The organism is Nocardia otitidiscaviarum (assembly GCF_007362295.1).
Classification (GTDB): domain Bacteria; phylum Actinomycetota; class Actinomycetes; order Mycobacteriales; family Mycobacteriaceae; genus Nocardia; species Nocardia otitidiscaviarum.
Genome location: NZ_CP041695.1, coordinates 4,316,867 through 4,329,865, shown reverse-complemented (window position 1 = coordinate 4,329,865; position 12,999 = coordinate 4,316,867). Strand labels below are relative to the sequence as shown.

11 protein-coding genes are annotated in these 12,999 nt (G+C 69.0%); all 11 read right to left on the bottom strand.

Translation table 11 applies throughout. From position 1 onward, the window contains the following. Positions 1-27: 27 nt before the first annotated feature. The 11 genes from acs to FOH10_RS19195 all read right to left on the bottom strand — a co-directional run bounded on the left by acs (position 28) and on the right by FOH10_RS19195 (position 12,999). Positions 28-1,971: an acetate--CoA ligase gene (gene acs / locus FOH10_RS19245; RefSeq protein ID WP_425326091.1), complete on the bottom strand. Its 1,944-nt coding sequence runs from the start codon at positions 1,969-1,971 to the stop codon at positions 28-30. 47 nt (positions 1,972-2,018) lie between these two features. Continuing rightward, positions 2,019-3,647: a solute symporter family protein gene (locus FOH10_RS19240; RefSeq protein ID WP_143981790.1), complete on the bottom strand. Its 1,629-nt coding sequence runs from the start codon at positions 3,645-3,647 to the stop codon at positions 2,019-2,021. Beyond that, complete coding sequence (locus FOH10_RS19235; protein WP_029924006.1) at positions 3,644-4,003, bottom strand: DUF485 domain-containing protein; 360 nt, start codon at positions 4,001-4,003, stop codon at positions 3,644-3,646. The genes FOH10_RS19240 and FOH10_RS19235 overlap by 4 nt, the downstream gene beginning before the upstream one ends. Before the next feature lie 173 nt (positions 4,004-4,176). Next, positions 4,177-5,937: a sodium/solute symporter gene (locus tag FOH10_RS19230; protein WP_143981789.1), complete on the bottom strand. Its 1,761-nt coding sequence runs from the start codon at positions 5,935-5,937 to the stop codon at positions 4,177-4,179. Between the two features lie 2 nt (positions 5,938-5,939). Beyond that, positions 5,940-6,302 carry a hypothetical protein gene (locus tag FOH10_RS19225; protein WP_029924004.1) on the bottom strand — a complete coding sequence of 121 codons (363 nt, stop codon included), beginning with the start codon at positions 6,300-6,302 and terminating at the stop codon, positions 5,940-5,942. Next, the gene (locus FOH10_RS19220; protein ID WP_143981788.1) at positions 6,299-7,072 is read right to left on the bottom strand and encodes a LytR/AlgR family response regulator transcription factor; all 774 of its coding nucleotides are present in this window, start codon (positions 7,070-7,072) and stop codon (positions 6,299-6,301) included. The genes FOH10_RS19225 and FOH10_RS19220 overlap by 4 nt, the downstream gene beginning before the upstream one ends. Positions 7,073-7,144: 72 nt before the next feature. Then, positions 7,145-8,716 (bottom strand): flavin-containing monooxygenase, encoded by a 1,572-nt coding sequence (locus tag FOH10_RS19215; protein WP_143981787.1) that lies wholly within the window; start codon positions 8,714-8,716, stop codon positions 7,145-7,147. After that, positions 8,713-9,270, bottom strand: coding sequence for an SRPBCC family protein (locus tag FOH10_RS19210; protein ID WP_143981786.1), 558 nt, complete (start codon positions 9,268-9,270; stop codon positions 8,713-8,715). Before FOH10_RS19210 ends, FOH10_RS19215 begins: the two co-directional genes overlap by 4 nt. A gap of 14 nt (positions 9,271-9,284) precedes the next feature. Further along, positions 9,285-10,859 (bottom strand): flavin-containing monooxygenase, encoded by a 1,575-nt coding sequence (locus FOH10_RS19205; RefSeq protein ID WP_143984193.1) that lies wholly within the window; start codon positions 10,857-10,859, stop codon positions 9,285-9,287. 26 nt (positions 10,860-10,885) lie between these two features. Then, entirely contained in the window at positions 10,886-11,458 is a 573-nt protein-coding gene (locus FOH10_RS19200) for an alpha/beta hydrolase (RefSeq protein WP_143981785.1), read from the bottom strand. Next, positions 11,455-12,999, bottom strand: coding sequence for a flavin-containing monooxygenase (locus FOH10_RS19195; RefSeq protein ID WP_143981784.1), 1,545 nt, complete (start codon positions 12,997-12,999; stop codon positions 11,455-11,457). Before FOH10_RS19195 ends, FOH10_RS19200 begins: the two co-directional genes overlap by 4 nt.

Genomic DNA, 12,999 nt, shown 5'->3' with positions numbered 1-12,999 from the left:
TCGCAACCGGGCCGACCGATCCGGCGATCACCGGCGTGCGATCGCCTCGAACACGGTGGGGTCCACCAGGGTGGAGGTGTCGCCGAGTTCGCGGCCCTCGGCGACATCGCGCAGCAGCCGGCGCATGATCTTGCCGGAGCGGGTCTTGGGCAGCTCGGGCACGATGTGGATCTCGCGGGGTTTGGCGATGGGCGAGATCTCCAGGGACACGGTCGCTTTGAGTTCGGTGACCAGATCGGCGCCGGTGTCGGTGGCTTCGGCGGTGAGGATGACGAAGGCCACGATGCCCTGACCGGTGGTGGCGTCGGAGGCCCCGACGACCGCGGCCTCGGCGACGGCGGGGTGGCCGACGAGGGCGGATTCGACCTCGGCGGTGGAGATGCGGTGGCCGGAGACGTTCATGACGTCGTCGACGCGGCCGAGTACCCACAGGTCGCCGTCGGTGTCGAGCTTCGCGCCGTCCCCGGCGAAATACCAACCCCGGCTGCCGAACCGCGCCCAATAGGTGTCGCGGTAGCGGTCGTTGTCGCCCCAGATGCCGCGCAGCATGGACGGCCAGGGCTGGTCGAGGACCAGATATCCGTTGGCTTCGGATTCGCCGAGTTCGACCGCGTTCCCGTCCTCGTCGACGACGGTGGCGGAGATGCCGGGCAGGGGTCGCATGGCGGCGCCGGGTTTGGTGGCGGTGACGCCGGGCAGGGGGGAGATCATGATGGCGCCGGTTTCGGTTTGCCACCAGGTGTCGACGATGGGGGTGGTGTCGCCGCCGATGACCTCGCGGTACCAGCGCCAGGCTTCGGGGTTGATGGGTTCGCCGACCGAGCCGAGCAGGCGCAGGCTGGACAGGTTGTGGGCGTCGGGGATCTCGCGGCCCCACTTCATGAAGGTCCGCACCAGCGTCGGGGCGGTGTAGTAGATCGTCACCCCGTACTTCTCGATGATCTCGAAATGCCGATGCTCGTTCGGGAAGTTCGGGGTGCCCTCGTAGACGACCTGGGTGGCCCGATTCGCCAAGGGGCCGTACACGATGTAGGAGTGCCCGGTGACCCAGCCGATGTCGGCGGTGCACCAGTACACGTCCTGGCCGGGCTTGTGGTCGAAGACGTAGTGGTGGGTGTACGCGGCCTGCGTCAAATAGCCGCCGCTGGTGTGCAGGATGCCTTTGGGTTTTCCGGTGGTGCCGGAGGTGTAGAGGATGAACAGCGGGTGTTCGGCGTCGAAGGGCTGCGCCTCGTGTTCGGGGGACGCCTGGGCCACGGTGTCGTGCCACCACAGGTCGCGGCCGTCGGTCCAGGGGACCTCGATGCCGGTGCGGCGGACGACGAGGACGTGGTCGACGCTGGTCGCGCCGCCGTCGGCGGCGAGGGCTTCGTCGACGGCGGCTTTGAGCGGGGCGGCGGTGCCGCGTCGCCACTGTCCGTCGGTGGTGATGACGAGTTTGGCTTGGGCGTCGTCGACGCGGGAGCGTAGTGCGGTGGGGGAGAAGCCGGCGAAGACCACGGAGTGGGTCAGTCCGAGTCGGGCGCAGGCCAGCATGGACACGATGGCCTCGGGCACCATCGGCATGTAGATGGCCACCCGATCCCCGGCTCGCAGCCCGAGCCCGGCCAGTGTGTTCGCGGCCCTGGACACCTCGGCCAGCAGCTCGCCGTAGGTGATGTCGCGGGAGTCCCCGGGCTCGCCCTCCCAATGGACGGCGATCTGATCGCCGTGTCCGGAGTGCACGTGGCGGTCCACGCAGTTGTAGGCGACGTTCAGCTTGCCGTCGGCGAACCACTTCGCGAACGGCGCGTCATCCCAATCCAGTACGCGGCCGAACGGCTGATCCCAGTGCAGTCGCCGCGCCTGCTCCGCCCAGAAGCCGAGCCGATCGGCGTCGGCCCGCTCGTAGAGCGAGGCGTCGGCATGGGCTGCCCCGGCGAACTCGGCGCTGGGCGGGTAGACCTCGGAATGGGTGACACTGCTGGACAATTCGATACTCCTTGACATGACGAGAGAGCGAGCCCGGGGAGGGGCGGTCAGTGCACGACGGCCTTCTCGGCGCCGACACCGGTGAGCGAGCGCACCTCCATTTCGGCGGCCTTGACCGGATCCTCCTTGTCGCGGCCCACGAAGGTGCCGACGATGCCGAGCGCGAAGGCGAGCGGGATCGACACGATGCCCGGGTTGGACAGCGGGAACCAGTCGAAGCTCATCGACGGCAGCATGGCCGACTTGGAGCCGGAGACGGCGGGGGAGAACACGATCAGCACGATGGTGGAGAGCAGGCCGCCGTACATGCTCCACAGCGCGCCGGTGGTGTTGAAGCGCTTCCAGAACAGCGAGTACAGGATGGTCGGCAGATTCGCCGAGGCCGCCACCGCGAAGGCCAGCGCCACCAGGAATGCGATGTTCTGACCGTTGGCGAGAATGCCGAGCCCGATGGCGAGCAGACCGATGATCACCGCCGTGATCCGCGATACCCGAACCTGTTTCGTCTCATCGACATTGCCGCGCTTGATGACACCGGCGTAGATGTCGTGGGCGAAGGACGCGGACGCGGTGATGGTCAGGCCCGCGACCACCGCCAGAATGGTGGCGAAGGCGACCGCGGAGATGATGCCCAGCAGCAGCACGCCGCCGAGTTCGAAGGCGAGCAGCGGGGCCGCCGAGTTCTGACCGCCCGCCGCGCCGAGTATCTTGTCCGGGCCGACGATCGCCGCCGCGCCGTAGCCGAGGACCAGGGTGAACAGGTAGAACGCGCCGATCAGGGCGATAGCCCAGACCACCGAGCGCCGCGCCTCCTTGGCGGTCGGCACCGTGTAGAAGCGCATGAGCACATGCGGCAGACCGGCGGTGCCCAGCACCAGCGCCAGACCCAGCGACAGGAAGTTCAGCTTGGACAGCTCGCTGCCGCCGTACTGCGCGCCCGGGGCGAGCACATCGCGCGCCGCCACACCCGCATTGGTGGATTCGGAGACGGTGCGCTGCGCGGAACCCAGGATCTCGGAGAGGTTGAAGCCGAACTTGGCGAACACCAGCACGGTCATGAACGCCGCACCGGTGATGAGCAGCACCGCCTTGATGATCTGCACCCAGGTGGTGCCCTTCATGCCGCCGACCAGCACGTACACGATCATGAGAATGCCGACCACGGCGATCACCAGGGCCTGGCCCGCCTCGGAGGTGACATCCAGCAGCAGCGCCACCAGGCCACCCGCGCCGGCCATCTGCGCCAGCAGGTAGAACAGCGACACGGTCAGGGTGGTCAGCGCCGCGGCGGTGCGTACCGGCCCCTGCTTGAGCCGGAAGCTCAACACGTCGGCCATGGTGAATTTGCCGGTGTTCCTGAGCATTTCGGCCACCAGCAGCAGGGCGACCAGCCACGCCACCAGGAATCCGATGGAGTAGAGGAAGCCGTCGTAGCCGTAGACGGCGATGGCGCCCGCGATACCGAGGAAGCTGGCCGCCGACAGATAGTCACCGGCGATGGCGATGCCGTTCTGCGGGCCGGAGAAGCCGCGGCCGCCGGTGAAATAGTCGGCGGCGCTGGCATTGTTGCGGCTGGCGCGGATCACCACGACCATGGTCACGGCCACGAACAGGCCGAAGATCGCGATATTGGCGGCCGGATTGCCGACCGTCGTGGCGGCGAAATAGCTGGTCACGCCGGGCCTCCCTCGAGTTCGTTGCGGATGGCGGCGGCGCGCGGGTCGAGTTCGCGGTTGGCGAACCGCACGTACAGGCCGGTGATCAGGAAGGTCGACACGAACTGGCCGAGGCCGAGCAGCAGACCGAGATTGACATTGCCGAACACCTCGGTGGCCATGAAGTCGTGTGCGTACGCGCCCAGCAGCACGTACATCAGGTACCAGGCGAGGAACAGCGCCGTCATGGGAAAGACATAGCGCCGCAGTCGAGTTCGCAGCTCCTGGAATTCGGGGCTGGCCTGGGCGGCGACGAAGTCCTCGGCGGTGGGTACGCGGCCGGGCCGCGTGCCGTCGTCGAGATCGGTACTGCTCATGGGAGAGTCCTAGCGTGTGATGTGGCTTACTTCGCCAGAACCGTAACGAGCGGTCGGGGGCTGGAACACGGTGTGGCCTGGGTCACTCGGTGAACCCGCGCGATCGTGCGGTGAGCGGTCGCTGCGTCACGACGAACGGTCGCCGCCGCGGGCCGCTCAGCGGCGCGCGGCGATCATGCCGAGTGCAGGCCGCGCTCGCGGTCCGCGCCCATGCCGAGGCGTTCGGGAGCGTGCATGCGGACGAAGATGCGGGCCACCTCGCGCGCCGACTGGCCGCGAGTCAGCCTGCTGCCCAGCATCATCGTGAGGAAGGCGAGCGGAACGCTCACGGCCGCCGGATATCCCAGGATGGCGGCGGGCCAGCCGTTCGCCGCGGTGTCGCTGATCCCGCCCAGCACCGAGACCGCGGTCGCGCCGCCCGCGGTGAGCCCGCCGACGACCAGTCCGGCCGCCGCGCCCGTCGCGGTGAGTCCGCGCCACCAGATGCCCAGCACCAGCAGCGGGCACAGCGTCGACGCCGCCAGGGAGAAGGCCAGGCCCACGGTGCGGGAGACATCGAGGGTCGCGACACCGAACGACAGGCCCAGCGGCACCGCACCGCCGATGAGCGCGGCCACCCGGAAATCCCGGATGCGCCCGCGCAGCACATCGGTGCTGAGCACGCCCGCGATACTCACCAGCAGCCCGGACGACGTCGACAGGAAGGCCGCCACCGCGCCGGCGGCGGCCAAGGCGGCCAACAGCTTTCCGGGCAGTCCGGACAGCACCGCGCCGGGCAGCAGCAGCACCGCCGCGTCGGAGGTGCCGGTGAGCAGCAGTTGCGGCACGTACAGCCGTGCCAGCGCGCCGAGCAGCACCGGGAACAGATAGAACACGCCGACCAGGGCGATGACGGCGAGCGCGGTGGCGCGGGCGGCGCGACCGTCGGGATTGGTGTAGAAGCGCACCAGTACGTGCGGTAATCCCATGGCCCCCAGGAACAGCGCGATGATCAGCGAGTACACCGCGTACAGCGGATGCGGCCCGCCGAAGCCGCCGCCCGCCCGCACCCAGTCCGCACCGTCGGCGGGTGCGCCGACCACGACCGGCACGGTGTCGCCGGGCTCGAGCACGACCGTGGTGTCCGCGCCGAGGATGTGTTCACCCGGGGTGAGGGTGACCAGGCCGTGCACGGCGCGCCCGTCCAGGGTGCCCTGGATCGAGGTCACCTGCGGTGCGTCGGTGGGCATGCGCACGGTGACCGCCGTGGTGACGTCCACGGTGGTGCGCTGGCTGACCGTGGGCGGTGCGGGCGTGCCGAATTCGCGGTGGTCGCCGAGGAAGTGCACCAGCAGGACCAGCGCGGGCAGGGCTACCGCGGTGAGTTTGAGCCAGTACTGGAACGCCTGGACGAAGGTGATCGAGCGCATCCCGCCCGCGGTCACATTGGCGATGACGATCACGCCGACCGCGGCCGCGCCCACCCATCCCGGCACGCCGAGCAGGATGCGCAGCGTCAGTCCCGCGCCCTGGAATTGGGGAATCAGATAGAGCGCGCACACCAGCACCACGATCAGCGCCGCCAACCGTCGCAGGCGCAGTGAGCCGAGCCGGAACTCGGCGAAGTCGGGCACCGTGTAGGAGCCGGAGCGGCGCAGCGGCGCGGCCACGAACAGCAGCAGCCCCAGATATCCGGCGGTGAATCCCACCGGATACCACAGGGCATCGGCCCCGAATTTGGCGATCAGTCCCGCGACGCCGAGAAATGATGCGGCGGACAGGTATTCACCGGAGATGGCGGCGGCGTTGAGCCGTGATCCCACACCGCGCGAGGCGACCAGGAAGTCGGAGGTGGTGCGGGCCAGCCGGACGCCGAGCGCGCCGATGGCGACGGTGGCGACCGCCACCAGCACCAGTGCCGCGAGGGTGAGCCCGGAGGCCGGGGCGGTGTCCACCCTCAGTCCTCGGCCAGTTCGGCGAAGTCCTGATCATTGCGATCGGCCAGCCGCAGATACACCCGGCCCGCCGCGTACAGCAGCGGAGTGGACAGCACACCCAGCAGCAGCCACGGCAGCCGGATGCCCAGCACCACGGTCGACCCCACGCCGAGGGCGAACAGCACGGGCAGCGCGCCCAGCACCGCGACCACGACCAGGCCCGTCCGCACCGCGAGCCCGAACTGCGCCCGAATCAGCCCGTCGATCATGGCCGCACCGATCTCGGTCTGCTCGGCCACCTCCACCCGCGTTCGCACCATGCGTGCCCCGCGCCGCTGCGCCAGCACCACCCGCTGCCGCACCGGCCGCTGCGGGCCGGTCATCGGGCGGGCTTTCGCGGGCGGATGAGCCGCTGCTTGAGATCGCGCACCTGGCGGCGGCTCACCGGCAGCTCCACGGCCGGGGCGGAACCCTCCGCGCGCAGGCACACCACGGTGCCGGTGCCGACCGTGCGCAGGCCGGTCACCATGCGCAGCGCGATCAGATACGAGCGGTGAATCCGTACGAAACCGGCTTCCCGCCAGCGTGCTTCGAGTTCCGAGAGCGGAATCCGGATCAGATGCGATCCGCTGGCGGTGTGCAGCCGCGCATAGTCGCCCTCGGCCTCCACCCAGCTCACGGTGGACCGCTCCACCAGCCGGGTGACCCCGCCGAGTTCCACCGGCAGCACCTCGTCCGGATCGGCGTGCGTGGGCCGATCCGCCCGCGCGGCCGCGATACGACGCACCGCCTCGCCGAGCCGCGCCTCCCGCAGCGGTTTGAGCAGGTAGTCCGTCGCCCCGATATCGAACGCGGCCACCGCGCGGTCGTCGTGCGCGGTCACGAACACCACCGCGGGCGGGTCGGCGAAGGCCGACAGGATGCCCGCCAACTCCATCCCGTCCAGTCCGGGCATATTGATGTCGAGGAAGACCGCGTCCACCGGATGCGCACGCAGCAGCCGCAGCGCCGTGGTGGCATCGCCCGCCCGATGGATCTCGCCCACATCCGGCTGGGCGCGCAGCAGATAGACCAGCTCATCCAGGGCCGGTTGCTCATCGTCGACGGCCAGCACGCGTAGCGCGCCCGGTCCGCTGTCGCTGGTCGGGGTCACAATCGGGTCATCGTAGGCCACCGACCGGACATCACGGGCGAAGCTCACGAATCCGCCCGCACCGGGCGGGGGTCAGTCCCGAGCCAGCACCGCGTCGGGCCGGTCCACCGGTGGTTCGACCGCGGCGAGATAGCGGTAGGCGTAATCGTCGCGGTCGAAGCGGGTGGCCCTGCGGTAGGTCTTCCACAGTGACCAGGGCCGGATATAGGGGGATCTGCCCTGGGAGTTGACGAAGTAGCTGTTGGAGCCTGCACAGCGGTTCTCCAGGTAGTAGGCCAGATTACGGCCACTGCGCAGCATGTCCTGATGGAACCGCTCCTGGGCCTCGGCGCGCACCTCGACCGCCGTGGCGCCCCGGCGACGGGTCTCGTCGATGACCGCGGCGATATGGCGCATGGAATTCTCCACGAAGTAGTGGAAGGCGGTGCCGGTCCAGGAGTAGGGCCCGATCATGATGAATCGGTTCGGGATTCCGGCGACCGACGTGCTGTAGTACGCCTTGAGTTCCTCGGTGTTGTAGAAGACGCCCAGGTCGAAGCCGTCCCGGCCGATGACGGTGCCGGGCCGGTAGCTCTCCGGATCGGAGAACACCTCGTAACCGGTCGCCAGCACCAGGGCGTCGATCTCCCGCTCGACCCCGTCGACGGTGCGGATGGCGGCGGGCTCGACGGCCGCGATGCCGCTGGTGATCAGCTCGACATTCGGCCGGTTCAGCGTGGGGAGGTAGTCGCCGCCCAGACCGCCGCGAATGCAGACGATGCCGAACCCGGGTCGCAGCTGTCGGCGGATCGTCTTGTCCTTCACCTTGATTCGCACCCACCCCGCGTAGGCACGACGTCCGGCGAAGTCGACCAGGCGAGCGCCGAGCCGCCACAGCGGCGCGGGCGTGAATACCGCCACGCGCAACAGGGAGTCGATCACGACCTGCGCGATGCCGTTGGCCACGGCGGAGCCGCCGGGCAGCGCGAGGACGCGTTGCATCCACGGACGCAGCACGAAATCCGGCTTGGGCAGATAGACCTGGGGTGTGCGCTGGTAGATGTCGAGTCGTTCCACCAGTGGTGCCAGTCGCGGGGCGATCTGCATGGTGCTCGCGCCCACGCCGATGACGGCCACGCGCTTGCCGGTGAAGTCGTAGTCGTTGTTCCACTCCGACGGGTGCATCCACACGCCGGTGTAGTTGTCCAGCCCGGGGATGTTCGGGTTCTTCTTCGGATTGATGTACGCGCCCACGGCGCTGATCACGAAGCGTGCCGTGATCACCTCGCCGGACGCCAGGGACAGTCGCCACAGCAGGTTGGCGTCGTCCCATTCCTCGCGGACGATCTCGGTGCCGAACCGCATGCGGCGGGGCAGATCGTGATCGGCGGCGACCTGCTCCAGGTATTCGAGGATCTGGTCGCGTTTGGCGAACAGCCGGTCCCAGTCGGGTTTGCGGGCGAAGGAGAACTGGTAGGTGGTGCTCGGGATGTCGCAGCCCGCGTCGGGATAGTCGTGGGTGTACCAGGTGCCGCCGAGACCACCGACCCGGTCGACGATGAGGAAGTCGTCGATCCCGATCTCCCGTAGCTTCACCCCGGCGCAGATGCCGCCGATGCCCGCGCCGATGACGACGACTTCGTACTGTGGTTGCTCGGTACTCATCTCATGACACCCTTCGCGATCTCGTGAACTCGGCGTTCGAACAGCGGCCCCACCCCCGCGACGCGATAGGCCAGTCGCCACAGCGGCGGGAACCAGGTCGCGAAGCGCAGCGGCAGCCGGGGCGTGACCGCCACGGTCCAGGCCACGGCGGTGCGGTCGCCGCCGAGATCCTCGAAGGTCATGTCCTCGGCGTACTGGCGCACCAGCAGGTACTGCATCCAGGTGCCGCTCACCACGCCGAAGGTGATGCGGCGTTGCGGCTCGTAGCGCCAGAAGCGTTCGCGCTCGACCCACAGCACGCGCAGCGGGTCGAATACCGAACCCATCTCACGTATCACGCCGACGCCGCGGGCCGGTGAGTCGTAGCGCACGCCGGTGCGGGGGATCGGCAGCCAACTCCAGGCGCGGTCGTCGTCGAACGCGGTCCACACCGCCCGCAGCGGTGCGTCGATGGTGCGATCGACGGTGAAAACCAGTGCGGCGGTGTCGAAGACGGAATCGTCGACCGGTTCCGCCGCCGGGTACTGGGTAAGCAATCTCGTGGTGACAGGCATAGGTCTCTTCCTGATCAAGGATGGGCGGGCAGCGCCTCGGCGGTGGTCCGCGCCGCGTCGCCGGTGTCCGGGGTGAGGTCCCGACGAGCGGTGTAGCGGTAGTGGTCGAGCGGGAAATGCCGGTTGCTCCAGTACATTCCGAGTTGCGTGGTGGCCCGGAACGCCGGTCCGTCGCCCTGGTAGTTGATGTAGTAGGTGCGCGACTCCGCGCAACCCTGCTGGAACAGATAGGTGTTGCGGTTGCGGGCGTACATGCGCGCGAAGTACTCGTCGTGGGGTTCGCTGCGGATCTCCGCCCGGGTCGCGCCGCGGTGCAGGGCCTCGGCGATGACCCGTGCGCTGTGCGCGGAGGTGGCCTCGATCAGGGGGATGACCGAACCGGGCGCGTAGCCGTAGGGGCCGAAGATGTGGAACATATTCGGATAGCCGGGGACCGAGACTCCCTCATACGCCTGGTACTTGTGGGAATCCCAGAACTCGCCCAATTCCGTTCCGCCGCAGCCGTACACCGGATACGGCGGGGTGGCCCCGCGGTCCATGACCCGGAAGCCGGTGGCGGTGACCACCAGGTCGAACTGCCGATGCGCGCCGTCGGCGGTGACGATCCCGGTCTCGTCGAAACGCTCGATCGGGGTGGTGACGAGATCGACGTGCGGCCGGGTGAAGGTCCTGAGGTAGCTGTTCGAGATCGAGGGCCGTTTGCAGCCGAGCCGATAGGTCGGGGTGAGGGAACGCCGCAGCGCGCGGTCGCGGATCTGCGTGAACAGATACGCCTTCAGGAACGCCTCACCGGCCCCCAGGACGGCGGAGGTCGCGCGGGGACGGCCGGAGAGCGCGAACCCGATGCCGAGGAAGGCGTTGACGGCCGCGTTCCCGACCAGCCGCACCGCCTGCTGCGCGGGCGGGAAGTCGAGCACCCGATTGCTCACCGTCCCCATCGGGAAATCGGGTTTGGGTGCGACCCAGATGGCGGTGCGCTGGAATACCGTCAGCCGCTCGACCCGCGCCGCCAACTCGGGTATCACCTGGAGTGCGGTCGCACCGGTGCCGATTACGGCGACCCGCTTACCGCGGTAGTCGTAGGAGTGATCCCAGCGGGCGGTATGCATGAGTGTGCCCGCGTACTCGTCGATCCCCGCGATCTCCGTCGGTTTCGGCTGCTCCAGGACGCCGACGGCGCTGATCAGGAATCGGGCGGTGATCTCGTCACCGTCCGTGGTCGTCACCCGCCACAGGTCGGCGGCCTCGTCGAAGCGGGCCGCGGTGGCCCCGCAGTTCAACCGGAGTTTGTTCCGCAACCCCTGCCGGTCCACCACTTCCTCGGCGTAGCGCTGTATCTCGTGACCGGGGGCGAAGAATCGCGACCAGCGGGAGCGCTGCTGAAAGGAGAAGTTGTAGATCGGGGACGGAACATCCACGGCGACACCGGGATAGGTGTTGGCGTTCCAGGTGCCGCCGACCGTCGGCCACTTGTCGATGATGAGGAAGTTCTCGATGCCGCGGCGACGCAGCGCGGTACCGGCCCCGATACCGCCGAAACCCGCGCCGACCACGAGCACTTCGTAGCTGGGAATGGTGCTGGAGTGCATACGTTCTCGCTTGTCGTAGTTCGCGGTCACGCCGCGGTGGTCCGGTCGATGTCGCCTGCGACCGCGCCGGAATCGAGCGCCCGCCGCACGAAGTCGGCGAGGTCGGCGATGGCGGCGCGAGCGTCGGGCAGCACATCCGCGCCCGCGTGGAAGACATGGATGGCGTTGTTCCAGATCTGCAGGGTGTGCGGCACCCCGGCCTCGGCGCAGCGCCGAGCCAGCGCCTCCGCATCCGGCAGCAGCACTTCGCTGTCGCTGACCTGGATGAGAGTCGGTGGCATTCCGGCGAAGTCGTGATTGACCGGCGACCACATCGGATCGAGGATGCCGTCGCGGGCGAAGCCGATCAGCGCCGGAACCGCGAGCGACCGCGCCGACAGCAGCGGGTACGCCGCCAGGTCGGCGGCATTGGCGATCCGGAACGCCGGGTCGCCGCGCAGCGGGGTGCGCTCGGCGAGGACACTCAGCGCGTCGACGGCGGGTCGCAGGGTGGCCCGCAGCAGCGCGTGCGCGATGCGCAGCCGGAGGCTGGCGCGGCCGCGGAACTCGACCTCGACGCGGCCGGGCGTCCGGACGGTGGCAGCGACCGGCGCGCTCATGCCGACACCGCCGCCGGTGCGCATGTGCCGTAGCGGTAGTCGTCGAGCGGAAAGCGCCGATTGCCGCGCCGTGCGGCGAAGAATCCCGACGGCCGCACATAGGTGGTGTCACCCTGCGAATTCCGGTAGTAGGTCGGCACATGCCCGTTGAGTTCGGCGAGGTAGTAGCGCAGCGGCGCGCCCCGGCGGTGGATGGTGCGGTGATAGGCGTCGGCGACCTCCTTGCGCACCTCACACCAGACCGCGTCGCGGCGGCGGGTCTCGGTGATGGCGCGGACCGCGTGATCGGCGGTCATCTCCACGAAGGCGTGCCAGCCCGAGCCCGTCCACGAGTACGGGCCGACGAGCGTCCAACGGTTGGGCAGACCGGGCACCGACACGCTCTGGTATGCCTGCAATCCCTGCTCGGCGTAGAACTTCGCCAGATCGAACCCATTGCGGCCCACCACGGTTCCGGGTCGGTAGGTCTCCGGGTCGGAGAACACCTCGTACCCGGTCGCCATGATCAGCGCGTCGAACCGGTGCAGGCTGCCGTCGGCGGTGCGTACGCCGGTGGCGGTGATCTTCTCGATCGGATCGGTCACCAGCGCGACATTGTCCCGGTTGTAGGTCCGCAGGTAGCTGTTGGACAGCGTCGGCCGCTTGGCGAGCAGACCGAAATTCGGGGTCAGCCGGTCCCTGGTGGCGGTCTCGGTGATCACGCGCGCCAGATAGCGGCGATACAGGGCCTGGCAGGTGGCGTCGAAGCGATCCATGGTCGGTCGCGACACCGCGCCCGGCATGCCGACGATGGTGCGCAAGACGAGATCGACCGCCACCAGCGCGGTCCCGTGCAGCAGCGGCTGCACCCCCGGGACCGCCAGTACCCGGCGCAGCGGGGCGGGAATCGGGAAATCGGGTTTGGGCAGCGCCCACACCGGAGTGCGTTGGAAGACGGTCAGCCGCCCGACCTCGGGGGCGATCGACGGAATGATCTGCACCGCACTGGCACCGGTGCCGATGATGCCGACTCGCTTGCCGGACAGGTCGTAGTCGTGATCCCAGCTGCTCGGGCGCAGCAGCTTCCCCCGGAACGACCGCGCCCCCGCGATGCCGACATCGGCCTTGGGACGGACGAAAGCGCCCACCGCGCTGATGACGAAACGCGCCGTGACCGTGGAGCCGTCCGCGAGGTGCAGCACCCAGTACCCGGCCGCGTCGTCCCATTCCTCGCGCTGTACCTCCGCGCCGAATCGGACCCGCTCGTGGACGCCGAACCGGTGGGCGACCTCGACGTGGTAGCGCTTGACCTCATCGCCCAGCGGGAACACCCGGCTCCAGGTGGCCTTGCGGGCGAACGAGTACTGGTAGGCCAGCGCCGGAATATCCACTCCCAGACCGGGATAGTGGTTCTCGTGCCAGCTGCCGCCGACCTCGTCGGCGCGTTCGAGCACCACGAAGTCGTCGATGCCCGCGCGGCGCAGTTTCACCCCGGCCGCTATCCCACCGGGACCCGCACCGATCACCGCGACCTCGTACTGCGGCTGTGCTGTGTCGTTCAT